A 26,654-nucleotide genomic window follows, 5' to 3' on the forward strand; every position below is an offset into this window, starting at 1 on the left:
TCTATATTATGATTTTTCAATGACGTACCCCACTCCCCTGATACTGCGGATCAGCGTTTTTTGGTTCGGCGCATCGATTTTTTTGCGCAGCATCGTAATGTAGACATCCACTGAATTGCTGGCAAGCTCTATGTCGCCGCCCCAAATTCGCTCGAGGATCAAGTCGCGGGTCAGCACGGTTCCTCGGTTCCGCACCAACAGATCGAGCAAGGCAAATTCCCTTCCTGTCAATTGGATCTCCTCGCCATCGCGCGTGATGGATTGCTTGGAACGATTCAGCCTGATTCCATCCACCTCGATGATGTCCTCCTGGATCGGGGCAAAATTCCGACGTGACAGCGCACGCAAACGGGCGAGCAGCTCGTCGTGCTCGAACGGCTTGACCAAATAATCGTCAGCCCCAGCATCGAGTCCTTCGATCCGTTCCTCCAGCGTATCCTTGGCCGTAAGCAGCAGAATCGCACCTGAATACCCTTGTTCGCGCAATTCTTTGCATAAGGTGACACCGTCTTTTTGCGGCATCATCCAATCCAGGACAAGCACATCGTAATAGGAGTCGATGATCAGGTTGTAGGCCTCTTGACCATCCGTTACCCAAGTGACGTCATGGCCGCCCCTTTGCTTCAGCATATGGGCAATGATTTTGCCAAGGACGAGCTGATCTTCTGCAAGTAAGACTCGCATACCCGTCCCTCCTTCCTCTCCTATTTTCATGCAAGGAGGGACCTTGAGGTAAAAGGTCCCTTGTACGTATCTTGAACAATCTCCACCTTTTTTAGCCTATCGCAAAGATGTGAGAATTCAAGAGGATTTACAAGCTTACGATTGAGTGGTCACCTTAACTGTACATGACAAAAATTAAAAGTGAATGAAATAGATTCGTGTCCGTGGACTTCCCTTCTTCCTCTTCATAAACTGCATGATTGAGATTGCAACAGGGGGAGTCAGTTATGCGTATCTTAGTTATCGCTCCAGAACAACTGCCTGTCCCTCCCATAAAGGGAGGCTCAGTAGAAACCGTCATCTACGAAATCGTTCGACGATTGAGTCTGCATCATCAAGTCGTCCTGATCAGCCGGTCCCATCCAAGCTTGCCATCCGTCAGCCGATTACAGGGAGGCAGGCTGACGATTATTCGTCTGCCCGTTTCGGGGCGTTATGCCTTCATTCAAGCAGCATTGCGTCGAGTAAAAGGATCCCGCTTCAATCTGATCCAAATCGAAAATCGCCCTACGTTCGTTCCGCATGTCCGGAAAGCATTCCCGCACACGCCGATCATGTTGCAGCTTCACTCGCTTACCTTTATGTCGATGCTATCAAAAGAACGTGCCTCTTCGATTTTGCGGCAAACGAACGGAATCACTTCGGTCAGTTCCTTTCTTACAGCGGTCATGAAATCGCGCTTTCCTGCCCACGCGCATAAATTCAGCACGGCACGGCTTGGGGTGGACACGGTCAAGTTTCGTCCTCGCTCCCCAGCGTTCAAACAACAATTGCGGGCAAGATGGGGCGTATCTGGGACGTACAACATTTTGTTCGTCGGTCGAGTTGTTTATGGAAAGGGACTGCATACGCTGATCAAGGCCGTCGCTCTTCTCAAACGCCGCTATGCCAATGTTCGATTGATTGTCATCGGATCTTCTTGGCCAGGCGTTGCTGCCCAAAGCCCTTATATCCGACGCGTGCGCCTGCTGTCACAAACATTGGGAGTGCCTATCAGATTCACCGGCTACATTCGGCCCACGCGTATCGCCGAGCTTTACCACTTGGGCGATGTATTTGTATGTCCCTCACAATATCGAGAAGGGTTTGCCATGGTCAATACCGAGGCGATGGCCTCCGGCATACCGGTAATCGCTTCGCGCCGTGGGGGAATTACGCAGATCATCGAGCATGGCAAAAGCGGCTTATTGGTATCAGCTTTCACAAGCCCTGTCGCTTTTGCAAAACATATGATGGCAGTGAAAGCATCGTCGTCTTTCGCAGGGCGGCTGTCGATTGGTGGCCGCCGTCGAGCAGTGGAAAAGTACAGCTGGGCCCATACCGTACAGGCATTGCTCAGACATTATCAACGATTATCGGTTCGAAAATAGTAGCAGACCATTCCGCAGCAGAAGCAAAAAGGCCCCAGGTATCGGGGCCTTTTGATCGCATTCCAGTAAGTAGAGCGCCTATTTAAAATGCAAAGCTGAGATAGCTTAACGTCCCATAGTCATAGCTGCGATGAATGATTTGCGCTTTTGTGTCCGGATTTCCGCTTCCCATCGCGATAAAGAGAGGAACGAAATGTTCTGCGCGTGGCACAGCCATTCGTGCATGTGGAGCCTGGTTTTCGTAATCAGCGAGCGAATCTACATCATGGTTTTGAATGTGCGAAATCAACCAATCGTCAAATTCTGTGGCCCACGCATCCGGGTGCTGTTGGCCAAATTTCAACATGCGCAAATTATGAACGGTAACACCACTGCCAATGATCATAATGTCTTCCTTCCCAAGGCCTTGGAGCGCTTCACCAATTTTGATCTGCTCACCGACAGCAAGGTATGGGTTCACTGAGATTTGGACAACGGGAATGTCTGCGTTTGGATACATGCGGTACAGCAGTGTCCAGGACCCATGATCCAACCCGCGCGCCGTGTCTCTTCTGACTGCGATTCCGGCTTGCTTAAACTTGGCCTCTACCATTTCGGCGACTGGTTCCGAGCCTTTTGCAGGATACTTGATTTGGTACAACTCATCAGGAAAACCGCCGAAATCGTAAATGGTATCGTAAGCATCATTCGAAAACGAAATGGTGAGAACGTCCGTTTCCCAATGGGCGGTAAAAATGACGATCGCTTTCGGCTTGATTTGCTGTCCAAGGTTTTCAAGAAATTGGCTGTATCCAGTATCTTCAATGGCAAGCATGGGCGAACCATGCGCTAAAAATAATGATGGTACCATGTTTCCACCTTCTTTTCAGAGTGATAGGAGTCGCGTAGCAATCATGTATGCTCATTATGTCTTTCACTAAAAAGTTTTATCATACAAAACAAATATTTTTATTAACAAATTTATCGTAACAGAGCTGCTCGATTCAGTCAAGTAAACGAATTGTTGACTCTTACGAATTGTAATGATATTTATAATGGATAGGAACTTTCGTTTCTATATATATTCTCCAGTACAGGAGGTGTTCAAGCATGGCAAAACAATGCGCTTGTGGAAAGACCCAAAATGCGCAAGGCAATTGCGACGGGTCCCACAACAATAAGTAAGCCGATGATGGGCACCTTTCGCCCAGGCAAAAAGCCCTTCTCGAACGTTTGCGTCCGAGAAGGGCTTTCCCATTTACAAAGAGAGTTGTCTGTTCAAATTGGCCATTTCAATCGCTGCAGCTGCCGCTTCCCAGCCTTTGTTGCCCGCTTTCGTTCCTGCGCGCTCGATCGCTTGCTCGATGTTGTCGGTGGTCAGCACCCCGAAAATCGTCGGAACGCCCGTTGCCAGCGAAATCGACGCCACGCCTTTTGCGCATTCGTTGCAGACGTAGTCAAAGTGAGGCGTGGACCCGCGAATGACTGCCCCGAGGGTCACAACCGCATCATATTTGCCGGATTCCGCCATTTTTCTGGCGATCAACGGGATTTCGAATGCCCCCGGCACCCATGCCAGCGACACATCGTCCTCAGCTACACCGTGACGCTTCAGCGCGTCGAGCGCCCCGCCTACCAGCTTGCTCACAATCAACTCATTAAAGCGGCCTGCAACAATCGCGACGCGCAAGCCTGTTCCGACTAAATGTCCCTCAAATACTTTCATTGTCCATTACTCCTTTATCAGACTGAGCATATGGCCCAGTTTGTCATGTTTGGTTTGCAAATATTTTTCGTTGTGGCGATGTGTCGGCATTTGGATGGGCACACGCTCCACCACTTCCAGGCCGTAGCCGCTCATCCCGCGTATTTTCCGCGGATTGTTTGTCAGCAAGCGGATTTTGCATGCTTGCAAATCTTTGAGGATTTGCGCACCGATACCGTAATCGCGCAGATCAGCCGGATAGCCCAGCTTTTCATTCGCTTCCACCGTATCCAAGCCTTCCTCCTGTAGCTTATATGCGCGCAGCTTGTTGATCAGGCCGATGCCTCGTCCCTCCTGGCGCATGTACAACAGCACACCTTTTCCCTCTTCCTCAATCTGTTCGAGCGCAGCATGCAGCTGCGGGCCGCAATCGCAGCGATGCGAGCCGAACACATCACCAGTCAGACATTCGGAATGAACGCGGACCAATACCGGTTCATCGGGGTGAATGTCCCCTTTGATCAATGCGACGTGTTCCTTGTCATCCACCAGATTGGAGTAGGCTACGATGCGGAAATCACCAAATGCCGTCGGCAGCTGCGCTTCCGCTTCTCGCTTAACCAAGCAATCCTTCCTGGTTCGGTAGCGAATCAGCTCTTCGATCGAAATCAGCTTCAGGTCAAAACGCTTAGCGATCTCGATCAGCTGTGGCAAGCGGGCCATCGTTCCGTCCTCATTCATAATTTCGCAAATCACGCCAGCCGGATAGCTCCCCGCCAGCACAGCCAGATCGACAGCCGCTTCAGTATGGCCAGAACGGCGCAGAACGCCGCCTTTTTTGGCGATGAGCGGAAACATATGGCCCGGTCTGCGGAAAGCGTCCGCCCCTTTCTTCTCATCGATCAGCGCCAGCGCTGTCTTCGAGCGCTCCTGGGCAGAAATGCCGGTATGCGTCGTGATTTCGTCGATGGAAACGGTGAATGCTGTTCCTTGTTTGTCCGTATTCACGTCCACCATCGTTTTCAGCTGCAAGGCTTGCGCGCGTTCTTCCGTAATCGGCACGCAAACTAATCCTCTGCCGTGTGTCACCATGAAGTTGATCATTTCAGGCGTCGCCGCTTCCGCCAAGCAAACGAAATCGCCCTCATTCTCGCGGTCTTCATCATCCACGACGATAATGGCTTTCCCCATGCGCAAATCTTGCAATGCTTCTTCTATCGAATGGAACATGCTGCTCCTCCTTTTGCACTCCTTTTTGCCGATCCTCTCCCGATGAGTCAGAAACCGTGTTCACGCAAAAATTCAGCCGTCAGCCCCGTGCTTTTGTCCTGCCCGGGCTTTTCGGTACGCACGCCCAGCAGCCGTTCGACATACTTGCCAATCAGATCGCATTCGAGATTGACCTGATCGCCAGCCTGTTTTTGCCTCAGACACGTCATTTCCAACGTATGAGGAATAATCGATACGCTAAAATCTTGGTCGTTCACCTCTGTAATCGTCAAGCTGATGCCGTCGATCGTGATTGAACCGCGCGGAATCATGTAGCGCAGCAAATCATCGGATGCTGCGACGCGAAAGAGCACCGCGTTGGCATTTTGCAAACGGCTGACAATCCGGCCGGTGCCGTCCACATGACCCGAAACGAGATGCCCGCCGAGCCTGCTGCCCACTGCAAGCGCGCGCTCCAGATTAACCGGTGCGCCTGTCCCCAGCCCACCCAAATTGGTATGCTTGAGCGTTTCCGGCATCACGTCCACCGTAAAGCGTGTATCTTGAAATGAGGTTACCGTCAGGCAGACGCCATTGACCGCGATGCTGTCGCCCAAGTGAACGTCAGCAAGCACGGTCTGGGCCCGAATCGTCAGGGTGCTTGCCCGGGAGCCGCCGGCGACCCGCTCGATGCTGCCCACTTCCTCGATAATTCCGGTAAACATTCCACACACCTCACTCACACTTCTTGTTTATTGTTCCATGACCCACCGTGGATAGCCGCTGATTCGCAAATCGTGGCGATCCACCTGTCGGACCTCAATGTCATCGAGCCAAACCGCTTCATGCATGTATGCGATCCCGCCGCCGCCAAACGGAACAGGTGCGGCTGCTCCGCCAATGAGCTTGCATGCCAGATAGCTGATTAGCTTCTGGATAGCCCGCGCGTCAAAAAAAGCGCCGTTCACCCCGGTGCCTCCCTCTACCAAGAGCGAGGTAATACCTGCTTGCCCGAGCGTATTGAGCAGCATGCCGATTTCGATCACCTGTGCGTCCAGCACGAGTACCTGCACGCCCAACCGTCTGATCGCTTCTATCTTGTCCAGTGGAGCACGCCTTGTCGTAAACACCCATGTCGGCGCTTTTCCGTCCGTCACGACCCGCGCGTTTAGCGGCATCCGAAGCGTGCTGTCCAAAATCACACGAACCGGCTGGCGCTCCGTCTGATACAAGCGTGCAGTCAGTTCCGGATCGTCCGCGATCACCGTATTGATGCCCACCAGTATGGCATCGTGCCGATGCCGCAGCTGATGCACCTCTCTGCGAGCAGCCTCCCCCGTGATCCATTGGCTGTGGCCTGTTTTGGCGGCGATTTTGCCATCCAGCGTCATCGCCGTCTTGACGGTCACAAACGGACGTCCCGTGCTGATGTAATGGAAGAACACCTCGTTTAGCTTGCGGGCTTCCTCTTCCAGCACCCCGACTGTCACCTCGATGCCAGCCGCTTTTAGCTTGCCCACGCCTCGCCCTGCCACCAACGGGTTCGGATCGAGTGAGGCGATGACGGCACGCGAAATGCCTGCCGCCACGATGGCATCGGCACACGGCGGTGTTCGCCCATGATGGCTGCACGGCTCCAGCGTCACATAGATCGTGGCGCCATCGGCTTTTTCCCCTGACATACGCAGCGCATGTACCTCTGCATGCGGCTCGCCCGCCTTCAGATGGGCGCCCATCCCGACGATCTCACCGTTTTTCACCACGACGCTGCCCACCATCGGATTGGGGCTGGTTTGTCCCGCTGCGCCTTTTGCCATATCCAGCGCTAAGCGCATAAAGACTTCGTCTTGCATGTAACTCCCCTTCCATCCTGCTTAACCTGTCAGTTGCAAAAAAAGAATGCCCCAGCTTCTTGTAGAAGAAACCAGGGCATAGGGAAATAAGCGTTTACACGCAGGTTTTTTGAAAAAAAAGCCCCTGCTTGTAAACGCTCTGCAACCTTCTTCCATCCGGACTGTAACCGTCGGCCTTGGATTTTCACCAAGTCAGTCCCCGCTCTTAGGCGTACGGGGAGTCGCGGGCTCGGGCATTCTCATGCCATCACCGCCGGTCAGGAATTTCACCCTGCCCTGAAGGTTAGTATTGGATTGAGATGAGTATAGCATAGTTGGGGTGGACTAGAAACCTTTTGATGTTTTTGCTACCATAAAGGCAGGCTCGCTCATTGGTGGAGGTTCGGGGATTTTCGAAAAAAAGCTCCACAAAAGCGGTGGCAATGCCTGCTGGGGGTCGGGGGGAACGGCGGAAGCGAAAAAACGGAAACTGCGCCCCAAAGCCACACGCTGCGCGGCGGGTGTATCTCAACGAAGTAGATGTGGCGCAAAGCGTTTCCGTTTTTTCGCTTCCGCCTGGTGGGCATTGCCAAAGCTTTCGTTGCGCTTTTTTTCGAAAATCCCTGAGCTGCCAGAAATTTACAACCGCTAGTAATCCTCTGGGGTAAAATGATTTCATGTAATACAAAATATATTTAGATACAGGTGGCTAGACGTATGGATATCGGCTCGACCATTCGCGCGATTCGCAAGCGCAAAGGCATTACCATCGCACAGTTGTGTGAAGGGACCGGGTTGTCCAAAGGCTTCATGAGTCATGTGGAAAACAACAAGACGTCTCCTTCGATCGCGACGTTGGAAAGTATCGCTAACTTTCTCAATGTTCCGCTTCCGTATTTGCTCCTGGCAAAAGAGGAGCGGATGAATATTGTTCGCAAAAATGAGCGGACCTTTAGCACCTATGGAAAAGATAGAATTACGGTTGAACATTTGAGCACGGAAGGCGGGCTGCGGCTTAGCCTGATCGAAATTCCTGTCGGCTACCCCCGTGAAAACGATATGAGCATGCACCCGGGGGAGGAATGCCACTTTGTTCTGAAAGGAAAAGTGTTGGCACAGCAAGGCGAGGATGAAGCGGTGCTGGAAGAAGGCGATACGTTTTCCTGGCAATCCTGCGTCCCGCACATCGTTAAAAATATCGGGGAATCGCCCGCAGTCCTGTTGATCGCAAGCTATTCTGAGGATCGGAAGCGCATGTTATAGACACGTCCATTTGCAAAAAGAAAAAGGCATTGGCACCCATTCGTTCGTGGTGTGCCATGCCTTTTTTCTTTTCGTACGGATGCTTTCCCTACATGCAACCGAACAATGGCGTCTGGTATTCGTGCTCGCGTTCAAACACTGTCCGCTGCTGTTGCTTGAGCACCGATGCCAGCCATCTGCGCGTGTGATGGATCAATTGGTTGACACCGTCGATTGACGAGAACGTATGATCAGCCCCGAAAATGATCTCCTTGTCGCTTCTGCCCCGCTTGCGCAGTTTGAACGCGCTGTGGTACAGGAAGCTGTATTTCGCTGGAATCGCTTCGTCATTTGTCCCGTGAACCAGCAGAACGTCGCCTGTATAGTTTTGCACTTCTTCAAACGGCTTGTAGCCAGCAAGTGATCGGAAGAAGCGGTTGGTCAACGCAAAGCCTTCATGGTCGATATACGGCAGGTAGAAGGAATTGCTGTACTCCGTCTCGCCAACGATGCGAACGATGTCTTGGAACGGTTGTCCGACTGCAGCCCACATCACCAGTTTGTGGATACGCGTGTCGCGAATCGCCGACAGCAGCGCGACGGCCCCACCCAGACTGTGTCCGACCAAGATGACCCGGCTCGGATCGATTCCTTCCAGTCCGAATGCGAAATCAAGCACGTGCTGCGTCTGCACAAGCAGATGATCAAAACCGCCGGTTCCATAGTCGCCCTCACTCTCGCCGCAACCGGCATAGTCGAACCGGAGCACGTTGAAGCCGTCTTTGGCAAATTCGCGTGCTGCTTTGACAAACAGGCGGTTCACACCTGTTTTGCTGCCCACAAAGCCATGGCAGATGATAATCAACGGACGCTTTCCTTTGTAATTTTCTTCGTTTGTATGATAAATCGCTGCAAGTTTCGTTTCTCCAGCAGGAATGGTGATCGTTTTTTCCATCATGATCATTACCTCCAAAATCTTGGATTTTCGTAACGGTCTGTTTTTTTATATTGTAATCTATATTATTCCTACCTGTAAACTATGAATTTAGAAAATGGGGGAGGGGATATTGGTGGAGACTCGAGGATTTTCGGTAAAAGGCTCCACGGAAGCGGGTTACAATGCCTGCTGGGGGTCGGAGAGAACGGCGGAAGCAAAAAAATGAGAACTGCGCCCCAATGCCACACGCTGCGCGGCGGGTGTATCTCAACGATGATATGTGGCGCAAAAGCGTTCTCATTTTTTTGCTTCCGCCTGGTAGGCATTGTAAAAGCTTCCGTTCCGCCTTTTTCCGAAAATCCCTGAGCATCCGCAATAATTGAAAAAGGCAAAATAAAAAAGAAAGCCCCAATCCGGGGCTTTCTTATGCGTCGCATCAACTTTATTATGATTGCTTTTTACCAAACATGCGGTCTACCGGGCCTTTTACGCCTGCGATGATGAAATACACAACCGCTGCCAGCAGTGCCAGGTCGAGTTCATAGCCAGGTCCTTGGTCGCCGCCCAGCAAACCGTTTGCTAGCTTGACCTTGAAGATCGCGCCGAGCATCACGATCGCGAGCAGAATGGACACGTAGCGCACGCCCAATCCGATAATCAGGGCAGCGCCGCCGAGCAATTCAATAAATGCTACCGCGTAGCCGAGGAAACCAGGCAGTCCCATGCTGCCGAACCATCCTGCCACGTTGTCCAGCCCCATCTGCAGTTTTGCCAAGCCGTGCACGAAAAAAATAATCCCCAGCACGACATGCAGTACGGTATTTGCTACTTGTTGCTTGTTCATTTTGTCAAAATCCCCTCTCTATTTTATTCCTTATAGAAATAATTGTTTTCTATTTGACAAAAATATCGTAGCATCACCAGGACAATCGGTCAATTGTAAATTATTTGGATTGCACATTTTCATCGATTGAAAGCTGCGAGGAGCCGCTTGTTTCTTCCGCCAAAACCTGTTCCAGCATACAAATGAATCGTGCAGCAGCTGGTGATCTTTCCTCCCCTTTTCTCACACAGAGTGTAATTGGCCGTTCCATGCTCACTCCCTCGACGTGTACGCGCGCTACCTTGCCAGCAGCAATCGGCTCGCGTGCTACCAGCGACGGAACGAGCATGGCCCCGTATCCGGCGATCACCGCCTGCAGCCCTTCATGAATTCCTTGGAACATCAGCCCTGCCTGTGGCGGTTCCACCCGATGGGCCGCGCAAAGCGACAGCAGCATGTTGCGAGTAGAGCTTCCTTGCTCACGAAACAAAAACGGCTCGCGCATCAGCCTCTCAATCGTCGTACAGGTACCTGCCAGCTCATGGCCAGCTGGCACAATGAACCACAGCTCATCACCGCCGATCACGCGCCGCTTGATCCCCGCTTCCTCCCATCCGCCCGCCATCAGGGCAAGCTCAACCTCACCGCGCAGGAGTTGGTCGAAAACCAGCCGGGAATTACCCGTATGCATCTCGATGTCTACATGCGGATGCTTCTTCTTGAACTGAGCCACCCATCCGGGGACCAAGTAGTTGGCTGGAAACAGTGTCGCGCCGATGCGCAGCCTCCCTTGCTCCCCTTCTTGCAATTTTGCGATCAGCTGCTCGATTTCCCACTCATGCGCAAACAAGCGTACCGCTTGCGCATACAGCAATTCGCCATAGGCGGTAAGCTTGATGCCGCGGCCTTCCGGTTCAACTAGGCGAAGTCTGGTCTCTTGCTCCAGCTTGCGCAATTGCGCCGTGATCGCCGGCTGACTGATCAGCAGCTGTTCCGCCGCTTTTGTCACGCTTCCCAGCTTGCCTACTTCAACAAAAATTCGCAACGCATGCAAATTCATCTCAAACACCCATTCATCAATATAATTTATGAGTTGCACATTTCTTTCTATTTTATTTTTTGTTCGAACCAGCGTACAGTGGGAAACAAATCACGATAAAGAGGAGCGTTTCCTACAATGAACGAACAGCCAAATCCGGTCCGAGCCATCGCCGTCATCACGGCGTTTTGCCTCATGGGCGATTCCATGCTGTATGTCCTGTTGCCATTCTATTGGCAGGAGGCCGGGCTTCATTCCTTATTTGAGGCGGGGATTCTCCTGTCGATCAATCGTCTGATTCGCTTGCCGCTCGCCCCCTTCATCGGTCGGCTGCTACAAAAAATCCCCTTCAGGCTGGCATTGCTTTTCGCAGTCACGCTCGCTGCCTGCACAACCGTCGCCTATGGGTATGCCAACGGCTTTTGGGCATGGTTCGTTTTGCGTGCGCTGTGGGGTTTTACATGGTCCCTACTGCGGCTTGGTGCCCTGTATGCCATCGCGGATGCCTCACTCCCAAATGAGCACGGTAAAAACACGGGCATCTACAACGGTCTTTACCGGCTCGGCAGTCTGGCAGGGATGCTCTTTGGCGGCATTATTGCGCAAGCATGGGGCTTTACCGCCACGTCGTTATTATTTGGGGCGCTGGCATCGCTATCGCTGCTGTTGCTGCCAGCGATAGCCACCGCGACCGACTCAGACAAACGCACTTTTTTCAGTATGCCCGCCCAACAGGGTCAGAAAAGCACATGCTTGGCTACTCGCGCCTATGCCTCGCCACAGCTCTTGCTGGTTCTCGGTTCCGGTGCCGTGATCGCCATGCTGTTTCAAGGGATTTTCACCTCGACGCTGAGCCATGTTGTCGATACCCACTTTCATGAAGGAATGCGGCTTGGTCCGTCCTTGCTCGGCGCCGTCACCTTGGCAGGCTTCCTCTCGGCGATTCGGTGGGGATGGGAGCCGTTTCTCGCTCCGCTTGTCGGAAGAACGGCAGACCGGCTGAAAAAAAACGATGTGCTCCTCATGCTGAGCCTCCTTACAGCAGCTCCGCTGTTCGCACTCGTCCCCTTACCGCTAACATCGATTTTGTGGCTTGTGCTGATCGTCGCCGTTCAGCTGTCTGCGACTGCCTTGACCACGCTGTGCGACGCTGCTGCCACGCGCACTTCCTCTGGCATGCCTAGTGGAAAGGCTTTTTTGACACTGTATTCGATCCTGCAGGATGTGGGCGCCGCGCTCGGACCGTTGCTGGGGTATCTCGTTTTGACGAACTGGCTCTATTTGGGTAGTGCGGTCATGCTGCTTTGTCTTGCGATTTGCTGGTATACAGTGACAAGTAAACCAACTGGAAAAAGATTGAAAATAACTTCTCTATAAGGTAAACTTTTCCATAGTGTATGGTGTGCATCCATACACGACACACAGTGAGGTGGTGACCGCAGCATGGACCCGCTCTGGAAGGTGGAGCATTTCCACATCGATCCCTCCCGACCGCTTTACGAACAGTTTGTCGACCAGATTCGCTCCTATATCGCCCGCGGCATGCTTGCTCCAGCGACACGTCTCCCTTCCGTGCGGGACTTGGCGCAAGCACTGCGTGTCAACCCAACTACCATCATGCGTACGTATCAGGAGCTGGATCGGGAAAAACTGATCGTCACCCACCGCGGACTCGGAACGTTCGTTACCGACAACCTTGAAATCATAGAAGCAAGCAAACGGACTATCGCCATCGCAGCTGTCCAAAAATTACGGGAAATCGCCGAATCGCTTGGCTTGACGATCCATGAAATGATCGCACTGTCGGAAAAGAAGGAGGAGACATGAATGCTACACGAAATTCAGGCCGTTCTCGCCATTGAATGCAAAAACGTGAGCATGTCGATCCGCAAGAAAACAATCGTACAACATGCCAGCTTTTCCATCGCCAAAGGCAAAATTGCCGGTTTGCTGGGACCAAATGGCGCGGGAAAATCGACGCTTTTGCGCATCCTGACCGGGATGACACAGCCTACCAGCGGTTATGTCCGCCTCTTTGGCGAGCGCACCAGCGTTTCGACCTTGAGCCGCCTCTCCTTTTTGCCGGATCGCGGCAAGCTGCCGGCCTGGCTGACCGCCCGCGAATGGCTGCAATTTGCAAGCGACATCTATCCCGATTGGGATGCTGAGCGTGCGGGACAGCTGTCTGTCTCCCTTGCGATCAAGCTGGACACGCGCATCTCTTCGCTATCGCGAGGCGAGGAAGCGCGTCTGCAGCTATTGACCTGCTTGGCCCGAACCACGCCACTGGTGATCTTGGATGAGCCGTTCACCGGCGTCGATCTGCTTTCCCGGGAGCAAATCGCCTCGACGGTCGTTGCCGATTTGGCGGACGGAGAGCGCACGTTCCTCATCGCAACGCACGACATCAAAGAGATGGAAAACCTGTTTGATACCATCGTCCTGATCGGTGACGGCCATATCCATGCCGTCGATGATGTCGAAGGTCTCCGCTGCGCAGGCAAATCGGTGGAATCTCGCTATCGGGAAGTGTTCGCATGAGAAGGCTCACTGCGTTGGGGAATTTGGAAGCGAGCTATTTTTGCCCGTGGATGCTCGGAAACGCACATACCCGCTATTGGCAGATTGCCGGATTTTTGACGGTTTTGATAATGGGCAGCCTATTGTTGTTCCACGATTCGGAACAGATGGGCATGTTTTTGATCAGGGGAGTCGGCTTCACGTGGCTCGGGCTTTTTTACCTGGTGATTGTGCGAGTCACCTTCAGCATTCAAGGCGGTCAGCTGGAATGGTGGCTAACACTGCCTTATCCGCGGTTTTCGCTCGTCGCAGGAAAAGCCGTCGGCCTGCTCTATGTCGGCATGCAGTTCATCCTTTACATGCTCGCCGTCATGATTGCGCATTGCCTTATCGCAAGCGGTTCGGGCTGGATGCAGCCGTTTGCGCTGCAGGATTTGGTCCAAGCTGCTTCGCTTCATCTTTTGTACGGATTTGCTGGGCTGCCGTGTGCGGTAGCGTTCGGTATCCTCTCGCTCGCATGCCAGGTCGGCTTTTCACGGATTTGGCTTGCACTCTTGTTTTTTGCGGCGCCCATGATGACGACCAGTTGGATGTTCCTCAGCTTCATCCATGATCCGTATGAGATTTACGCTTCGATGGCGTTGCGGATTATGCTGATCGGGTGGCCTCTGTCGCTCTTCTTCCTATGGCTAGTTGCTTCCGTGGGGCTAAAGCGGCTCGGCAATGCCGCGTATGCAGGTGCAGGCGTTTCCAGCTGGCAAACCGGAACCGGAGGCCCAAGGGCAGGACGAGGCGTATTCAGCCGAAAGTACGCGACGTCCTCCTCATCACTACAAACGACTCCCCCAACAGCTCCGTTACCTAAGTCGTCCGGACAAAAAATGGCCGGAAAGCGGCGTCATCCATTCTGGTCACTGGTATCGCTGGAACGAACACGTTATCGCTGCATCGGGCTCCGGGCATCGTTTCGAGCCAAAAGCGTCGCGTACCCGATTCTCTTGCTCCTCTTCATCGCGGGATATTGGAGCGGCGGAGCGTTCGAAAGCATTCTACTTCTTTGGGAAATGCTGCTCATGGCCCTGTATACGTCTGTGAGCATGTATGGCCTGACCGGGCTTCATGCTGACATGCACAAGGGGCAGGCGGAATGGTGGCTTGCGTTTCCCCATTCTCGCTTGACGCTTTTGGGCAGCCGACTGTATGCCTATTTCACCTCGATGTTCAGCTACTTTTGCCTGGCATTGCTCATCGCAGGGACGGGCGTGCTGCTCCGTATCCTCCATTCGCCGCTTCCTGCAGAAAACTGGAGCTTGCTTGGCGGGCACGTCTTTTATTCGGTAGTGCCGACCTTGCTTGCCGTAATCGTTACGGTTTCCCTGTTTCAAATCATGCCGCTCACTTACAAAGACAGCCGCATGCACCTTGTCGTTCTCCCGGTCTACCTGAGCTATTATTTCGGGATACGCTACCTTCGCGACTGGTTTTATCCCGATTTCCCAGACGAACGGACAGGGCTGTTACCTCCGCATGATTACTGGTCCCATCTGTCTCTGTTGACCGGCATCGGCCTGCCGCTTGGGGCAGTGTGCATTTTTCTTGGAGCAAAGTATTTGAACCATTTTGTGAATGCCAGCAGGACTACATGGGGGAAGCGTCTGTGATAGCTCCAGCGGCATCACCCGATGGATACAACCTGAAAAGCCGCTTCCCCGATGGGCAGCGGCTTTCTACTTGGATGTAATCTCACCTCATGCGGGATTACGTGAAAACCTGGGTAACATTGCAGATGATTGAATCAATTTGTTAATAGATTTCTCATCAAGGTAAGGCTACTGAAACTCCATATCGAAACTTGCAGTATAGCTAGCAACTTGTGTAAATCTTTTCGTTGTTTCGTTAAATTCAAGTACGATGATTTTTCCAAAAGTTCGAGATCCATTTCTAGTATCAACAAACGCAATTTTGTTTTTATCCAATTGAATGACGGAAGCGTTTGAAGAATCGGGTATATCAGGAATCGTAATAGCCGGGGAGTTGTAGGAAAATGAGGGATCTGGTTTTTGAGCAATCACGATAAAACATATCAGAATACCTAGCAAGAAGATTCCCTTTATCTTTTCGTAAAATGACACAGTACACCCATCCTTTTCCAAATGCATTTCGTTTATGATATCACATCCATAAATGTTGGGTAGTTTTTATACAATAGGTAATCCGACCACTTCAGTGAATTCCCTCCTCAATAGAGATATCATTTTTATTAAACTCAATTAAAAATGATTTGCTTTTTCCATAACCGCCAAGCACTGCATCAAGTCGAACTTTATAGGTTCCATATTGAGGAAGCGAGATTGGTTCAGACAGTTTCTTTATCGTACCAATTGTAAGGTAATCATCGAATAATGACTTTGATGATGTCAGAGAGAACGTTTCATGGCTATCTGAATAGAACTCAAACTTCAAATTATTTTCTAACCACCTGCCTACCTTCTCTTCCATGGCCTCTGGTGGAAAGGGCATGCCTTTGGTAAACCGCCTTTCCACAATTCCAACATAAGCCGGCGCTATAAATTGAAGTACAATATCTTCAGAAATCCACGCATTCTCGCCTCGGATCTTTTGGGTAGCACGTATGGGAGATTAATCCTTTTTGGTTGTTGCACCAGCCTGCGGAAAAAGGCAGCCAATTGTGGATGGGTGGCTGCCTACTTGCTTTATAATGATGGAAAAAGATATTCTGTTAGTCAATTATGCTGCCGTTTTTTTCGTGAAAAAAGAGTCGCCGAGGCAGCTCCTTTAAATTTTACTTGGAGAAAAATTCAGTCAAAACAGGAGCGAGGAAATCCGGAGCCACGTTATGATCCTGACCTTCCAGGACGTGGCACTTTGCATTGGGAAGTCTGTCTTCGAGCGCTTTTACCGCATTTTGCTGGTATTCAGGACTTGTCCCTCCACCCACCACGAGCGTAGGGATCGAGACGGAAGACCACCGCTCGGCTGGCAATGGGTTGCCCGACATGGTGTCACCCATGATGGTGCCATCATAGACCAATGTATGCGCTACATCTTCCATTGCTGGCCAGAATGGCGCTCTTCGCATCGGAGTAACGAAATCGGCAGGAACGCCTGCTGCTTTCGTCAAGAAATACTCGACTGCGTCGCCTCGGCGACCCGATGTTGTCAGCTCTTTGAGCTGCTTTAAATAATCCTCCGGCAGAGGATGACGCGAATTGTCAACGATGAACGGTGGCTCGTACAATGCCAGCTTCGTGATAGCAAGCTTGCGAGCTGCTTCGAGGGCAAGAACCCCACCGGAAGACATGCCGAATACGAATGCTGATCCACCAGCCTCGTTGATGAGAGTTTCGATATCTTCGACTTCGCGCTCAACCGCGTACGGTGCCGTGTCGCCGCTATCACCTCGCCCCCGACGATCGTAGTTGAATACGGTAAAGTGGGGTGAAAGAAGCGAAACAAGCTGCGTCATCATCTGGTCCGAACGAGTTTGGAATGCAGCGCAAACCAGGATGATCGCCGGTCCATTCCCGAATTTATCAAACGCAATGGTGGTTCCGTCTTTCGAAAGTACTTTTTTCAATGTATTTGCCTCCTGAAATTTGGAATTAACATCTGAACAACCATTAGTCCGTTTCCAAAACCTCCCCCTTTCTTTAAAGGTAGCTGTTTACCGGTGTAAGTAGTATAAAACGTGACGTCGCGTTAGGCGCAAGAGGGTTTAAAATTAGTTGTTCAGTGATAATAAAGTTTTAGACCGGAACCCCTTATGTTACAAGGAGTCCCGGTCTTCTTAGTCACCAGGTATTTGAAAATTAATTTTAGACTATACGTCAGAATGAAGCTATCCACGAATCTAAACTGAATAATAGAGTTGTAGACTGCCTCATTGAACTCTCGTACCCGTTAGTCACTCATGCAGCGCTGCTGCACCAAATTTGATATCATCTCACCGATAAACATGCACCAAAGCATTACAAGAACAGTACTCTATATACGAAATGAAATCGATTTTATTAACGGAGGAGAATAATGATGGCCAATATACCTGTTCCATCAATATGGGGCATAAATTCTACTGCTGCGGGCAGACCCGCTATTTGGGGAACTCTAACCATGGATACAATATCAAATAACAGGATCACAGGAACGATTAATTTTCGAGGCACACCTATTCCGATTCTCGGCTATTGGGATGAAAAAACTAATCAAATTATGTTGGAATCACCTTATGCTACTTTTTCAGGTGAGTTAGATTTATTTGATAATAAGACGATCGGGATTCTACATTATGTTCTACAGGGACGGCTCTTGATGAAACCCACTTCCTCACAAGCAGGCGAATATGGAAGTTGGATTGCAACAACTGATGTTTGCTTGAAAGATCTTCCTCATGGTGGTGGTGCTATTTCTTACAGTGGAAGCCAGTTACCTCCTGTGGGTGTTTTTGTAACATCGGCAAATCAAGCGAATATTTGTAGATAGCAGCAACATATTAGAAATAAAAAGACAAGTTCATACTTTTAATAAATGTTCAGTGATAATAAAGTTTTAAATCTGAACCCCTTATGATACAAGGAGTCCCGGTCTTCTTAGTCACCTAGTATTTGAATATAAGTTTTAGACTTTACGTCAGAATGAAGCTATCCGTGGATCTAAACTAAATAATAATGTTGTAGACTGCATCATTGAACTAACGATCCCCGTTAGAATTCCTGTAAAACGAAAAATTTGGCGTTTGAACAAAAACGAGCGCCTCGGTACGATGGGGTTGCACACGAGGTCAAAGCCTCAAAAAGCCCATCAGGAGGTCGCTCTACTATGAGGTTAAAGGCACAGGAAAAGCAAAAATGAAAACATTACCATTCATCATCTAGTCGTCGGCGTAGACATCGCTCAGGAGGTTCATGTTGCTCGTGCAGTCAGCTTTCGAGGTATTGCACTAGGTACACCGCTAGACTTTGGCAGCCACAGTGAAGGTTTTGAGTTGTTTCGTCGCTGGATTCAAGATCTACTTCAAACCTACAAGCTTAATAAAGTCATTGTGGGCATGGAGCCTACAGGCCACTACTGGCTGAGCTTAGCTCGCTGGCTTTCCTCGCAAGGCATTGAAGCTGTTCTCGTTAATCCGCATCTCGTCAAAAAGAACAAGGAAAACCGAGACAATACCCCATCCAATTCGATCCTGCTTAATCCTCGTATAAAAAGTTGGTTTGGTCCTGATAAAACCAAATGGTTTTAAAGATAAAGCAAGCCTTTTTTTATAAGTTCACTTACTTTTTTCTCTGTTGCTTTATCCACGGATTTATCACTCACCTTAATATCATGTCATTGCTACCAAGTTGTAACTGGTAACCATATTAAGCAGTTATTTCCATACCTAATTATCATTATCCTGCCTGTTAACTTAACTCAGCTGCCAGTCTACAACTTTATTATTTAGTCTAAAACTTTATTATCTCTGGACACTTGAAACATTTTTCATCTGAAAACGTAAAGTCGAATATGCTTCGGATTTTTGCCATGCAAACAAACATACAAACCAGTCAACACGATCATGACGTGTTTGACTGGTTTTCGTGTCTAGACTATATTTTCAACCATCCGATCAATCACTACAATCATTTCAGCAACCGTCGGTACCCTGACCACATTTTCCTCCGCGAACTCTTTAGCCTGCGGATCGGTAGTCCTCAAGATCTCTTCCGCAGCAGCTTCCACATCATACGATGTCCGCCGGAACTCGCACCCGTCCGGACTGAGCAGCAGCCAATATGCCCCCGGCTGGTCGGCATAAGCCATGCCCACACTTCCCGCATTGATGATGCGGATGTTCCCGATCGAACGTTCAAACATGATATGCGTGTGTCCGCAAACGACGATGCTCTGCTGAACTCCCTCGAACAGGGGAAGGAGTTGAGCTGTATCCGTATTCGGTGTAAAGATCGCCTCGTCACTATACGGCGCAGCATGACAGAAGAGCACGTCGCCTAGCCCCTCGATCGATTGCGTAAATTGCAGTGGCAATTGGGACAAAAAATCTCGTTGAGTGCGTGTCAATTGGCTCGCGACCCACTCTGTCCTCTCACGGACCTTGTCTGACATGTCAGGACGAAGCGGAACACCGTCAAAAGCCATGACAACTTCCCGGTCACAGTTGCCGCGGATGAATTGGACCTGCGTGTCTAGCTGGAAGAGTCGTTCGAGCGTCTGCGAGGGCATCGGACCATATATGATATCTCCACCAATGACGATGAGGTCCGGGCGCACGTCTTCGAGTTCATCCAGTAGGGCGTTCAGGGCGGGCAGGTTTCCATGAATATCATAAAGCGCCGCAATTTTCATATTCATCATCTCCTTCAATAGTAGCTCAGGGTCGACCAGTATCAGCTTACCAAAAAATACCTTTTGATTCTGTCGAAATATGCAAACATCAGCTTATTTTGTGTGTTGATTTGGATGATATGTTGTTGTGGGACGAGCGCAGTATGAAGGAAGCGTTTCACGCGACTTGCGTTTAGGCGGCCACGCATTTTGAGATAGAAACGGAGCTTTTGGAAAATGCGGTTCGCAGCGAAGCGCGTGCCTTGTACGAATCTTTCGAGACATTCCCGTTTATAAAGAAGATCGGGATCAATCCGTTCGAGGGCCAATGGGCTCACTTTACGGAAGGCAAGCAAGAGGAGTTCCGCAAGCTCCAATCGCTTGCACAGTTGTATCGGAGGGAACCGTGGACACGCGGTTTGCGGTCCCTAGGTATCGAGAACGAAGAACTAGGCAGCAAGCTTTGGGACATGTTCGCGGCGGAGAGGAGAAACCGCCCGATTGTTTATGAAGAAACATTCGAAGTGCTGGACCAATTGAAGGGGAAATACAAACTTCTACTTCTCACCAACGGATCGCCTGATCTGCAAAAAGAAAAGCTGGCCGGCGTACCGAGCCTCGCTTCTTATTTCGATCATATCGTTATTTCAGGAGATTTCAGTCATGGCAAGCCTTCCGAATCGATTTTCGAACACGCCATGAGCTTGCTGAACTTCACGGCTGAAGAAGGCGTGATGATTGGAGACAAGCTGGCGACGGACATCCTGGGCTCGAATTTGTTCGGCATGCGCAATATGTGGATCAATCGGCACGGAATGACCCATGAGAATGAAATCGTACCTGCCATGCTAATGGCGTTTGTTTTTGTCGGTTTCAGTGGTTGGGTTTCAGTGTTTGGGCTTCTTTGTGTGTTGTTCTTCTGGGTTTTCTTGGTTGAATGTATTGTATCATGTCACATACCCGAGGCGAGTCGCCCAATTTACAGTTCTCATATTTACTTTGTTGGAAGCGTATGGTACTTTATATTTCGACGAATATAGAAACAAGACACTGGCAAAGGTGAGGGTACAGATGGTCGAAGAGAACGCGGATCTACGTGAAGCCGTCAAAGTATACAAAGCACTTGGGGAACCAACGCGGTTAAAAATCGCCCGTTTGCTTACCACGGAGCAGAATTTGTGTTGCTCAGATATCGGGAGCAAGCTGGAATCCGTCGCCGGTTCGACACTGTCTCATCATCTGAAGCAACTGACGGATTGCGGCCTCTTGAATATGCGCAAAGACGGAACGTTCATCTACTACAGCGTGAACCGCGAACTCGCTCAAAAGTATGCTCCCTATTTGCTGGAGTAATTTTTCGGTCTTTATTTCTATGTTTCTAGAAATATAAAATTATCGGAGTGGAGAAAGGAGCATACGAACTTGTCATACGCTTGGAAGATTTACTTGTTGGCTGTCGTCAGTTTCTTGGTCGGGACGTCAGAGTTTATCATTGCAGGCATTTTGGATAAAGTTGCGCATGATATTGGGGTCTCTGTGTCTGCGGCCGGTCAGCTCATTACGGTATTCTCGCTCGCCTACGCTTTCGGAACGCCCTTCCTTATGGCTGTAACAGCCCGCATGGAGAGGAGAAAGTTACTCCTCTACTCTCTCGGCGTTTTTGTGCTCGGCAACGGTATTGCAGTCGCTTTGCCGGGATTTGGCTTCCTCGTCGCATCGCGGATCATCTTGGCGTTAAGCACCGGTGTATTCGTAGTAACAGCACTGACCGTTGCTTCCAAGATGGCTCCCCCGGAAAAACAAGGGAGCGCCATCGCTACGCTGATCATGGGATTCAGTACAGCACTCATCGTCGGAGTTCCGATTGGCAGAATCGTCGCTTCCGCTTACGACTGGCAGATGATCTTCGGGGGAATTGGTGTTTTGGGACTGGTGGCGATGTTCTTGATCTCCTTTGTTATCCCGCAAACTGTCGGTGAAGAACCAGTGCCCCTCCGTCAGCAGTTGGCTTTGCTGAAGCAGCCGAAAATTGCCATCGCTCTGTCGGTGACCTTCTTCTGGATCGGCGGGTATTCCATCGCCTACACCTACATTTCTCCGTTTCTCCTTACCGTTACGCAAATGGGTGAACAGTCAGTGAGCGCAGGGTTGTTCGCATTTGGCATCGCTAGCTTGATCGGCTCGAAGTTCGGGGGCTACAGCACCGACAAATGGGGCTTCCCACGCACGCTCATGGGAGGAATGCTGCTTCACTCTGCTGCTCTTGTTCTTCTGTCACTCTCGGCCCATTCTCCAGCTATTGTGTTTGTCTTGCTCATGCTGTGGTCGTTTGCGGCTTGGTCGTCTGGACCTACTCAGCAGTATCATTTGATCACGCTGGCTCCTGAGGCTTCCGGCATTATGCTTAGCCTGAACACCTCAGTAGTGCAGCTAGCGATGGCAGCTGGGGCGGGAATTGGGGGTGTCGTCGTGGAGCATGTGTCGCTTGCAGCTATTAGTTGGATTGGGGCAGCAGCGGTGGCTGTTGCTGTGGGAGCTGTTGCTGCTTCTCTCGGGGTATCTCGTTCGCGGATCGTCAGGAAAGTCGATGAGCGCCAAATGCAGAAGGCGGAAGTGTGAATTCCGGAGACTCACTTACTTTAATTACTTTATTTATCTCTGGACACATAAGTAAAGTTCTTACTGTTCAGAGAAGATAAAGTATTAGACTGATGTTGATGATTTGGCGCTATTTCTGTCTAAGAAAAGCTCTTTACCTTAGAAAAATAGGTATTAGACTATTCAATCCTTCCATACAAAAAGGCCAGTCAAAACACGAAAATAAAGTGTTAGACTGGCCTAGTTTATGAGCTATCGTATACGATAGCTCAATAAATTAACGTAGCACCTTTTATTATAGCGTTCCTGATTTAACAAAACGTGTGTTTTGTAAAGCTATCTATTCCCTCTTTAGTCTCGTCGTCAATACATTGATATTGATATAATTACAGCGAGGTGATCAGATGACGTTGAGCAAAAAAGGTACCAGAAAAATCGTCTTGGGACAGGAAAGTTATAGATGGACAATCTTCCTCGCTACTAAAGGTCATCTAGTGTTTACTTCCGAACATACGAACTACAAAGGACAAATTATCAGGGTCTTTATCGAATCAGATGTAAATGAGTATTGGGTCGATTTTCCTCATGTTGAAAAACTAAATGTAAGGATCATTAAACCTGCTGACGTTTCGGAAATTATTTCTCAAGCGATTTCTTTAGGTTGGGATCCAAAAAGAAAAGGTCAGCCATTAACTTTTAACCTGATTGGAACTCATTTAAAATTAAGAAGTACTTAATTCGATTACCAATTTGTTAATTTAACCCATATTTCACTTCTGTGATACAATTTTTAAAAACTGAAATAGCGGGTGATTTTTTGATTACTTTACTTAAAGCCTTTGTTTTTTCATTTGTCATACACTTTCTTTTCTTATGGGCTTACTATACATGGGACTTGTATGAACAGAATCAACAGTATCAAGAACTTTTTCAAATTATGCAAAAGGAATTGACTGAAAATCCAGGTTCAGGATTTTCAGTAGCCTATTGGTCTACTAACTCGTATGAAACCTTATTCTGGTACGGATGTGTAACATTCCCTCTTTTAATGGCTGCCTATGTTTTTTATAAGAATAGGTTTTCAACAAAATAACTATTTAGTTAAATGTTTTCCAGTCATCAAATTTGTTGAAAGTTTATTGAAACGATCACTTACCTTGTTCGTCTATGCTAGTAAATAATCTTGAATGGAGATGTGAACCAATGCCATATATCAACCTCCAGATAACCAAAGGTGCAACCCGTGATCAGAAAGCTCAGATTGTGAAAGAGTTCACCGAAACACTTGTTAACGTTCTTGGCAAAAAGCCGGAACATACTCACATCGTTATTGAAGAGATTGACGATGAAAACTGGGGGTATGCGGGCATTCTCACTGACGATTTCAGAAAACTTTAAGCGTGTTTCGTAAAAGTTCCAGTTTGATTCTGGGACTTTTTTTATTACACATTTTGTAAAAAAAGGATAGCCATCATCAAAACAGAACTTCTTATCTTAATCAGAAAGGTGGTCTAGCAGTGGAAAAACGGATTTATAAACCATTGGATACTTTAACTGATGAAGAGATTAAGAAGATCCTAGCAAGTGGCAGCTTTGATGAATTAGCCATGCTACCACTTTCTGTTGGAATGCACCATGCAAACTGGAAAATAGCACAAACTCTCTGCGTTAAACTAGCTGGCCACACTGATGAAAGAATTAGAGCAAATGCTATTTTAGGTTTAGCTTATATCGCAATGACTAAAGGGAAATTGGAGAAACATATTGTAAAACCTTTACTATTAAGAGAGTTACGAACTAACGTGGAATACAAATGGTGAATAATCGATTCAATCAACGATATTAACCAATTTTTGAATTGGAAGATTGGCGTCAAACCGCTTCATAATGAACCGTAGATTAGCACTAGAACTAACTTAATGAGCACTAAGTAAATTTCATACACCGACAACTGATATAATTGACTGAAATATCTTGAATGAGGTGTACTCATGATTCATCAACCACCCGATTGGGATAGTAAGTTTGGTTACTCTGAAATATTGAAGGAACAACTTTACATTGGTGGGGAAGACGACATTGATGAACTGCTTTACGGGACCATTGAGTCGCGAAATCTAAATGGTAAAGGATCTTTTTTTGAATCACCGATGCCTCAGATTGATACTTGGATCGATTTACGCGACCACCGTCCAAATAATCGCAAGATATACATACCAACAGAAGTCGAATATTTCTCTTTGCCATTCGCTGACGGCTCTTACATAGAAGCTGAACAAATTCTTCCTAAGGCTAAAGAAGTACTTACGAACAAGCTGAATAATGGAAATCGGGTATTAGTAACTTGTCATCAAGGTAGATCAAGATCAGCTTTGTTGGTACTCTGGTATCTTGCTGAAACCTTAGGAAGCTACAGTGAAGCATTTAAGGTATTAAAGGATAAAAGATATATTATTAAACCGGATAGGAATTTTTCTCCTTTCTTAGAAGAGTGGAAAAGGATTTATTTATAAGCTAACTTGCTAGTAACCACGCTCCATTTAACATAATTGAGATTGTGTTAAATTCGTTCATTTCTTCATCTATCCTCACCGTTACCTAAACTGAAAAAACAGATGCAACAGCATCCGTTTTCTTTCACTATCGAGCCCGTTAGTTCAATAAGTTTTATGAACCACCCACAGCTTAACACATGAAATATTGTGTTAAATGATTCACTTATATATGACATTACATGTGTGATGATCGGGGTAATAATCGTTGTAATCTTCAAAGGTTTTTTCTATAGATTGTGCGACATCAGGTAATAGTTCCTTCAATGTGTTCCACCCCAAAAAAGTAAGATTACTTGGCATTTCAACTAAGCCAGTTATTGCATCCCAAAATGCAGACAGATTCATACCATAAAAATCCGGGAATTTTAAGGAGCTCTTTAACACTAAATGCAGTTCCTCTTTACTTCTTACACCCGAAACATCAATTGTGATGTGAAATACCCTTTCAGAGCTCATTTTTTCCCCTCCAAATAGTTCATACTGACATTGTTATTCAAAGAATAATCACAATTTCTCTTTTGTTAAGCCAGCATCTCCCGCTCCAAATCAGACATGAAACGCTCGACGTCCTCAAAGTTGTTGTTTTCCGCAAATTTCCGCAGCCGGTTCCAGTAGTTAACCCATTTTTCATTCAACGTTTCAGCATGCTCAATACAGTACGGCAAAGCTGTTCGTGATTCAGCGATAAATTCCGCATCGTTTTTATTTGCATGACCAATCCAGCAGTCACCTATTTTCACACTCAAACCTACAACTGTATGTTGGAGTCTCCAATCGCCGGATGTAGCCCGTTGGCACATCTCCAGATCAGCCACTGCATCGCGCTTGTCCAGCTCACGTCCTGCTTGCATCCCGTTCCCTCCATTCCCTCTGTTTCTCATAGCCCTTCAGGCAAGAAACAGATTCGCTCTCTTCCGGATCAACATAATCGATTAAATCGTCGCACCATTGGCAGTACAGCCTTTTCATGCCGTTACCGAATCGGATGAACAATCGGAGCGGTAAGATATTGACTTCCACAACGCCGTAGCCGTATTTCTGCCGACAATCATGAAACTGAATTCCGAGACACCATTTTGATAGATCAAAGCCTGCAGCAAACGGCTTCCAATCTTTCATCCCGATCGCTTACCTTCTCACAAGTAATTGATTTGTTAAATCACCTGTTTTGCTTCCAGCGCTTTCGCTTCATCAAACAGAGGTTGAAGTATCTCTTTCAGCTTCCCGTACTCCTCTCTTGTCAAACGATGCGACTTCAAGTTCATTGCCCAAGTCCAAAGGTTATCTCTGACACGAATGATCAGCTCACGTTGCCGCGTGTTCTCGTCCACTAAATGAAAATACTCCCCGTAAACCTCTACTTGTTTGTAGCAAGGGCCGACTGTAAATGCGCCAACCGGATCGCTTTGTTGCCATGCCTGGCTAATAGCTTGCATCATAAACCCATACCCTAGATGACTGTTGTTTTTCACGAACTCTCTAAATTCACGCTCTCCCGGAAACTCCACGTTCTACCCCTCCATTTATCAAATCGTGTGATGTGTTGCAAATGAAGCCACCTTAAAGCAATCTAGAATTTATCTCATTTTTTTGCTTATTATGGGATTTTCGAAAGATATTGTGCGATAATACCTCTTGGGGAAATAAGTAAATTCCAAAAGAGGAGGAAAGAGATTTTACAATTGATGGAACGCCGTGTGCGATGAAAGTCGCCCGCACGGTGTAGGCTCGTTATAAAACCAACAGATAGAAAAAGGTTAAGACGAGAATAGCAATGTATTAA

Annotated in this window: 30 protein-coding genes, 2 pseudogenes and 1 riboswitch; of the genes and pseudogenes, 15 read left to right on the plus strand and 17 right to left on the minus strand. The window is 48.6% G+C overall.

Annotation, left to right across the window (positions count from 1 at the left end; all coding sequences use genetic code 11):
• Nucleotides 1–6 precede the first annotated feature (6 nt).
• A complete protein-coding gene (locus EDM56_RS10425) occupies nucleotides 7–684 on the minus strand; it encodes a response regulator transcription factor (RefSeq protein WP_122917851.1) in 678 nt (225 codons plus the stop codon).
• 266 nt (nucleotides 685–950) lie between these two features.
• Between EDM56_RS10425 and EDM56_RS10430 the strand changes: the two genes are divergently transcribed.
• Complete coding sequence (locus EDM56_RS10430) at nucleotides 951–2,093, plus strand: glycosyltransferase family 4 protein (RefSeq protein WP_122917852.1); 1,143 nt, start codon at nucleotides 951–953, stop codon at nucleotides 2,091–2,093.
• Nucleotides 2,094–2,175: 82 nt separating this feature from the next.
• On the opposite strand, the gene EDM56_RS10435 is transcribed toward EDM56_RS10430, so the two are convergent.
• The 5 genes from EDM56_RS10435 to ribD form a co-directional block, all read right to left on the minus strand.
• A complete protein-coding gene (locus EDM56_RS10435; RefSeq protein ID WP_122917853.1) occupies nucleotides 2,176–2,943 on the minus strand; it encodes a DODA-type extradiol aromatic ring-opening family dioxygenase in 768 nt (255 codons plus the stop codon).
• Between the two features lie 387 nt (nucleotides 2,944–3,330).
• Nucleotides 3,331–3,798, minus strand: a complete 468-nt coding sequence (gene ribH, locus EDM56_RS10440) for a 6,7-dimethyl-8-ribityllumazine synthase (RefSeq protein WP_122917854.1) — start codon at nucleotides 3,796–3,798, stop codon at nucleotides 3,331–3,333.
• Between the two features lie 6 nt (nucleotides 3,799–3,804).
• Complete coding sequence (locus tag EDM56_RS10445) at nucleotides 3,805–5,007, minus strand: bifunctional 3,4-dihydroxy-2-butanone-4-phosphate synthase/GTP cyclohydrolase II (RefSeq protein ID WP_122917855.1); 1,203 nt, start codon at nucleotides 5,005–5,007, stop codon at nucleotides 3,805–3,807.
• A 47-nt stretch (nucleotides 5,008–5,054) separates the two neighbouring features.
• A complete protein-coding gene (locus EDM56_RS10450) occupies nucleotides 5,055–5,711 on the minus strand; it encodes a riboflavin synthase (RefSeq protein WP_122917856.1) in 657 nt (218 codons plus the stop codon).
• 27 nt (nucleotides 5,712–5,738) lie between these two features.
• Complete coding sequence (gene ribD, locus EDM56_RS10455; RefSeq protein WP_122917857.1) at nucleotides 5,739–6,839, minus strand: bifunctional diaminohydroxyphosphoribosylaminopyrimidine deaminase/5-amino-6-(5-phosphoribosylamino)uracil reductase RibD; 1,101 nt, start codon at nucleotides 6,837–6,839, stop codon at nucleotides 5,739–5,741.
• Between the two features lie 140 nt (nucleotides 6,840–6,979).
• Nucleotides 6,980–7,127, minus strand: a riboswitch (FMN riboswitch).
• A 408-nt stretch (nucleotides 7,128–7,535) separates the two neighbouring features.
• On the opposite strand from ribD, the gene EDM56_RS10460 reads away from it, so the two are divergent.
• Nucleotides 7,536–8,081: a helix-turn-helix domain-containing protein gene (locus tag EDM56_RS10460; protein WP_122917858.1), complete on the plus strand. Its 546-nt coding sequence runs from the start codon at nucleotides 7,536–7,538 to the stop codon at nucleotides 8,079–8,081.
• Between the two features lie 88 nt (nucleotides 8,082–8,169).
• On the opposite strand, the gene EDM56_RS10465 is transcribed toward EDM56_RS10460, so the two are convergent.
• The 3 genes from EDM56_RS10465 to EDM56_RS10475 all read right to left on the minus strand — a co-directional run bounded on the left by EDM56_RS10465 (nucleotide 8,170) and on the right by EDM56_RS10475 (nucleotide 10,880).
• On the minus strand, nucleotides 8,170–9,018 hold the full coding sequence (locus tag EDM56_RS10465; protein ID WP_342772380.1) for an alpha/beta hydrolase: 849 nt from the start codon (nucleotides 9,016–9,018) through the stop codon (nucleotides 8,170–8,172).
• 424 nt (nucleotides 9,019–9,442) lie between these two features.
• The gene (locus EDM56_RS10470) at nucleotides 9,443–9,841 is read right to left on the minus strand and encodes a DoxX family protein (protein WP_122917859.1); all 399 of its coding nucleotides are present in this window, start codon (nucleotides 9,839–9,841) and stop codon (nucleotides 9,443–9,445) included.
• 100 nt (nucleotides 9,842–9,941) lie between these two features.
• The gene (locus EDM56_RS10475) at nucleotides 9,942–10,880 is read right to left on the minus strand and encodes a LysR family transcriptional regulator (RefSeq protein ID WP_122917860.1); all 939 of its coding nucleotides are present in this window, start codon (nucleotides 10,878–10,880) and stop codon (nucleotides 9,942–9,944) included.
• A 117-nt stretch (nucleotides 10,881–10,997) separates the two neighbouring features.
• Here EDM56_RS10475 and EDM56_RS10480 point away from each other — a divergent pair, with 117 nt between their 5' ends.
• The 4 genes from EDM56_RS10480 (at nucleotide 10,998) to EDM56_RS10495 (ending at nucleotide 15,040) form a co-directional block, all read left to right on the plus strand.
• Nucleotides 10,998–12,236 (plus strand): MFS transporter, encoded by a 1,239-nt coding sequence (locus EDM56_RS10480; protein ID WP_122917861.1) that lies wholly within the window; start codon nucleotides 10,998–11,000, stop codon nucleotides 12,234–12,236.
• Between the two features lie 66 nt (nucleotides 12,237–12,302).
• A complete protein-coding gene (locus tag EDM56_RS10485) occupies nucleotides 12,303–12,686 on the plus strand; it encodes a GntR family transcriptional regulator (RefSeq protein ID WP_122917862.1) in 384 nt (127 codons plus the stop codon).
• Nucleotides 12,687–13,400, plus strand: coding sequence for an ABC transporter ATP-binding protein (locus tag EDM56_RS10490; RefSeq protein WP_122917863.1), 714 nt, complete (start codon nucleotides 12,687–12,689; stop codon nucleotides 13,398–13,400).
• Nucleotides 13,397–15,040, plus strand: a complete 1,644-nt coding sequence (locus EDM56_RS10495) for a hypothetical protein (protein ID WP_122917864.1) — start codon at nucleotides 13,397–13,399, stop codon at nucleotides 15,038–15,040. The genes EDM56_RS10490 and EDM56_RS10495 overlap by 4 nt, the downstream gene beginning before the upstream one ends.
• Before the next feature lie 168 nt (nucleotides 15,041–15,208).
• Here EDM56_RS10495 and EDM56_RS10500 read toward each other — a convergent pair whose 3' ends face one another.
• The 3 genes from EDM56_RS10500 to EDM56_RS10510 all read right to left on the minus strand — a co-directional run bounded on the left by EDM56_RS10500 (nucleotide 15,209) and on the right by EDM56_RS10510 (nucleotide 16,977).
• Nucleotides 15,209–15,511, minus strand: coding sequence for a hypothetical protein (locus EDM56_RS10500; RefSeq protein WP_122917865.1), 303 nt, complete (start codon nucleotides 15,509–15,511; stop codon nucleotides 15,209–15,211).
• A 91-nt stretch (nucleotides 15,512–15,602) separates the two neighbouring features.
• Nucleotides 15,603–15,899, minus strand: a complete 297-nt coding sequence (locus tag EDM56_RS10505) for a hypothetical protein (protein ID WP_122917866.1) — start codon at nucleotides 15,897–15,899, stop codon at nucleotides 15,603–15,605.
• Nucleotides 15,900–16,182: 283 nt separating this feature from the next.
• Nucleotides 16,183–16,977 carry an alpha/beta fold hydrolase gene (locus tag EDM56_RS10510; protein WP_122917867.1) on the minus strand — a complete coding sequence of 265 codons (795 nt, stop codon included), beginning with the start codon at nucleotides 16,975–16,977 and terminating at the stop codon, nucleotides 16,183–16,185.
• 449 nt (nucleotides 16,978–17,426) lie between these two features.
• Between EDM56_RS10510 and EDM56_RS10515 the strand changes: the two genes are divergently transcribed.
• Nucleotides 17,427–17,879, plus strand: a complete 453-nt coding sequence (locus EDM56_RS10515) for a hypothetical protein (RefSeq protein ID WP_122917868.1) — start codon at nucleotides 17,427–17,429, stop codon at nucleotides 17,877–17,879.
• Between the two features lie 336 nt (nucleotides 17,880–18,215).
• A pseudogene (locus tag EDM56_RS10520) lies at nucleotides 18,216–18,576 on the plus strand (IS110 family transposase); the annotation flags it as partial.
• A gap of 401 nt (nucleotides 18,577–18,977) precedes the next feature.
• Here the strand turns inward: EDM56_RS10520 and EDM56_RS10525 are convergent.
• A complete protein-coding gene (locus EDM56_RS10525) occupies nucleotides 18,978–19,748 on the minus strand; it encodes a metallophosphoesterase family protein (RefSeq protein ID WP_342772388.1) in 771 nt (256 codons plus the stop codon).
• 110 nt (nucleotides 19,749–19,858) lie between these two features.
• Between EDM56_RS10525 and EDM56_RS10530 the strand changes: the two are divergent.
• The 7 genes and pseudogenes from EDM56_RS10530 to EDM56_RS10560 form a co-directional block, all read left to right on the plus strand.
• Nucleotides 19,859–20,563, plus strand: a pseudogene (locus EDM56_RS10530) (HAD-IA family hydrolase); the annotation flags it as partial.
• 226 nt (nucleotides 20,564–20,789) lie between these two features.
• Nucleotides 20,790–21,071, plus strand: coding sequence for an ArsR/SmtB family transcription factor (locus EDM56_RS10535; RefSeq protein ID WP_122917870.1), 282 nt, complete (start codon nucleotides 20,790–20,792; stop codon nucleotides 21,069–21,071).
• A 69-nt stretch (nucleotides 21,072–21,140) separates the two neighbouring features.
• On the plus strand, nucleotides 21,141–22,337 hold the full coding sequence (locus EDM56_RS10540; RefSeq protein ID WP_122917871.1) for an MFS transporter: 1,197 nt from the start codon (nucleotides 21,141–21,143) through the stop codon (nucleotides 22,335–22,337).
• 383 nt (nucleotides 22,338–22,720) lie between these two features.
• Nucleotides 22,721–23,053 (plus strand): hypothetical protein, encoded by a 333-nt coding sequence (locus tag EDM56_RS10545; protein ID WP_122917872.1) that lies wholly within the window; start codon nucleotides 22,721–22,723, stop codon nucleotides 23,051–23,053.
• A 466-nt stretch (nucleotides 23,054–23,519) separates the two neighbouring features.
• On the plus strand, nucleotides 23,520–23,714 hold the full coding sequence (locus EDM56_RS10550; RefSeq protein ID WP_012685646.1) for a tautomerase family protein: 195 nt from the start codon (nucleotides 23,520–23,522) through the stop codon (nucleotides 23,712–23,714).
• 119 nt (nucleotides 23,715–23,833) lie between these two features.
• The gene (locus EDM56_RS10555) at nucleotides 23,834–24,136 is read left to right on the plus strand and encodes a hypothetical protein (RefSeq protein ID WP_246009340.1); all 303 of its coding nucleotides are present in this window, start codon (nucleotides 23,834–23,836) and stop codon (nucleotides 24,134–24,136) included.
• A gap of 171 nt (nucleotides 24,137–24,307) precedes the next feature.
• Nucleotides 24,308–24,829: a dual specificity protein phosphatase family protein gene (locus EDM56_RS10560; RefSeq protein WP_122917873.1), complete on the plus strand. Its 522-nt coding sequence runs from the start codon at nucleotides 24,308–24,310 to the stop codon at nucleotides 24,827–24,829.
• Between the two features lie 201 nt (nucleotides 24,830–25,030).
• Here the strand turns inward: EDM56_RS10560 and EDM56_RS10565 are convergent, their stop codons facing one another.
• The 4 genes from EDM56_RS10565 to EDM56_RS10580 form a co-directional block, all read right to left on the minus strand.
• Nucleotides 25,031–25,327 (minus strand): barstar family protein, encoded by a 297-nt coding sequence (locus tag EDM56_RS10565; protein WP_122917874.1) that lies wholly within the window; start codon nucleotides 25,325–25,327, stop codon nucleotides 25,031–25,033.
• Between the two features lie 65 nt (nucleotides 25,328–25,392).
• Nucleotides 25,393–25,722, minus strand: coding sequence for a hypothetical protein (locus tag EDM56_RS10570; protein ID WP_122917875.1), 330 nt, complete (start codon nucleotides 25,720–25,722; stop codon nucleotides 25,393–25,395).
• The gene (locus tag EDM56_RS10575) at nucleotides 25,706–25,990 is read right to left on the minus strand and encodes a hypothetical protein (RefSeq protein ID WP_122917876.1); all 285 of its coding nucleotides are present in this window, start codon (nucleotides 25,988–25,990) and stop codon (nucleotides 25,706–25,708) included. Before EDM56_RS10575 ends, EDM56_RS10570 begins: the two co-directional genes overlap by 17 nt.
• A gap of 35 nt (nucleotides 25,991–26,025) precedes the next feature.
• On the minus strand, nucleotides 26,026–26,379 hold the full coding sequence (locus tag EDM56_RS10580) for a hypothetical protein (protein ID WP_122917877.1): 354 nt from the start codon (nucleotides 26,377–26,379) through the stop codon (nucleotides 26,026–26,028).
• Nucleotides 26,380–26,654: the final 275 nt, after the last annotated feature.

Origin of the sequence: Brevibacillus fluminis (assembly GCF_003710825.1) — a bacterium.
GTDB lineage: Bacteria > Bacillota > Bacilli > Brevibacillales > Brevibacillaceae > Brevibacillus_D > Brevibacillus_D fluminis.

Coding starts and splice junctions, on each gene's coding strand:
- EDM56_RS10535 (WP_122917870.1), top strand. CDS start 20,790: ATGGTCGAAGAGAACGCGGATCTACGTGAAGCCGTCAAAGTATACAAA.
- EDM56_RS10460 (WP_122917858.1), top strand. CDS start 7,536: ATGGATATCGGCTCGACCATTCGCGCGATTCGCAAGCGCAAAGGCATT.
- ribH (WP_122917854.1), bottom strand. CDS start 3,798: ATGAAAGTATTTGAGGGACATTTAGTCGGAACAGGCTTGCGCGTCGCG.
- EDM56_RS10565 (WP_122917874.1), bottom strand. CDS start 25,327: ATGAGCTCTGAAAGGGTATTTCACATCACAATTGATGTTTCGGGTGTA.
- EDM56_RS10485 (WP_122917862.1), top strand. CDS start 12,303: ATGGACCCGCTCTGGAAGGTGGAGCATTTCCACATCGATCCCTCCCGA.
- EDM56_RS10495 (WP_122917864.1), top strand. CDS start 13,397: ATGAGAAGGCTCACTGCGTTGGGGAATTTGGAAGCGAGCTATTTTTGC.
- EDM56_RS10470 (WP_122917859.1), bottom strand. CDS start 9,841: ATGAACAAGCAACAAGTAGCAAATACCGTACTGCATGTCGTGCTGGGG.
- EDM56_RS10575 (WP_122917876.1), bottom strand. CDS start 25,990: ATGAAAGATTGGAAGCCGTTTGCTGCAGGCTTTGATCTATCAAAATGG.
- EDM56_RS10515 (WP_122917868.1), top strand. CDS start 17,427: ATGATGGCCAATATACCTGTTCCATCAATATGGGGCATAAATTCTACT.
- EDM56_RS10570 (WP_122917875.1), bottom strand. CDS start 25,722: ATGCAAGCAGGACGTGAGCTGGACAAGCGCGATGCAGTGGCTGATCTG.
- EDM56_RS10450 (WP_122917856.1), bottom strand. CDS start 5,711: ATGTTTACCGGAATTATCGAGGAAGTGGGCAGCATCGAGCGGGTCGCC.
- EDM56_RS10525 (WP_342772388.1), bottom strand. CDS start 19,748: ATGATGAATATGAAAATTGCGGCGCTTTATGATATTCATGGAAACCTG.
- EDM56_RS10545 (WP_122917872.1), top strand. CDS start 22,721: ATGACGTTGAGCAAAAAAGGTACCAGAAAAATCGTCTTGGGACAGGAA.
- EDM56_RS10435 (WP_122917853.1), bottom strand. CDS start 2,943: ATGGTACCATCATTATTTTTAGCGCATGGTTCGCCCATGCTTGCCATT.
- EDM56_RS10560 (WP_122917873.1), top strand. CDS start 24,308: ATGATTCATCAACCACCCGATTGGGATAGTAAGTTTGGTTACTCTGAA.
- EDM56_RS10505 (WP_122917866.1), bottom strand. CDS start 15,899: ATGCCCTTTCCACCAGAGGCCATGGAAGAGAAGGTAGGCAGGTGGTTA.
- EDM56_RS10475 (WP_122917860.1), bottom strand. CDS start 10,880: ATGAATTTGCATGCGTTGCGAATTTTTGTTGAAGTAGGCAAGCTGGGA.
- EDM56_RS10445 (WP_122917855.1), bottom strand. CDS start 5,007: ATGTTCCATTCGATAGAAGAAGCATTGCAAGATTTGCGCATGGGGAAA.
- EDM56_RS10465 (WP_342772380.1), bottom strand. CDS start 9,018: ATGATGGAAAAAACGATCACCATTCCTGCTGGAGAAACGAAACTTGCA.
- EDM56_RS10550 (WP_012685646.1), top strand. CDS start 23,520: ATGCCATATATCAACCTCCAGATAACCAAAGGTGCAACCCGTGATCAG.
- EDM56_RS10480 (WP_122917861.1), top strand. CDS start 10,998: ATGAACGAACAGCCAAATCCGGTCCGAGCCATCGCCGTCATCACGGCG.
- EDM56_RS10430 (WP_122917852.1), top strand. CDS start 951: ATGCGTATCTTAGTTATCGCTCCAGAACAACTGCCTGTCCCTCCCATA.
- EDM56_RS10425 (WP_122917851.1), bottom strand. CDS start 684: ATGCGAGTCTTACTTGCAGAAGATCAGCTCGTCCTTGGCAAAATCATT.
- EDM56_RS10490 (WP_122917863.1), top strand. CDS start 12,687: ATGCTACACGAAATTCAGGCCGTTCTCGCCATTGAATGCAAAAACGTG.
- ribD (WP_122917857.1), bottom strand. CDS start 6,839: ATGCAAGACGAAGTCTTTATGCGCTTAGCGCTGGATATGGCAAAAGGC.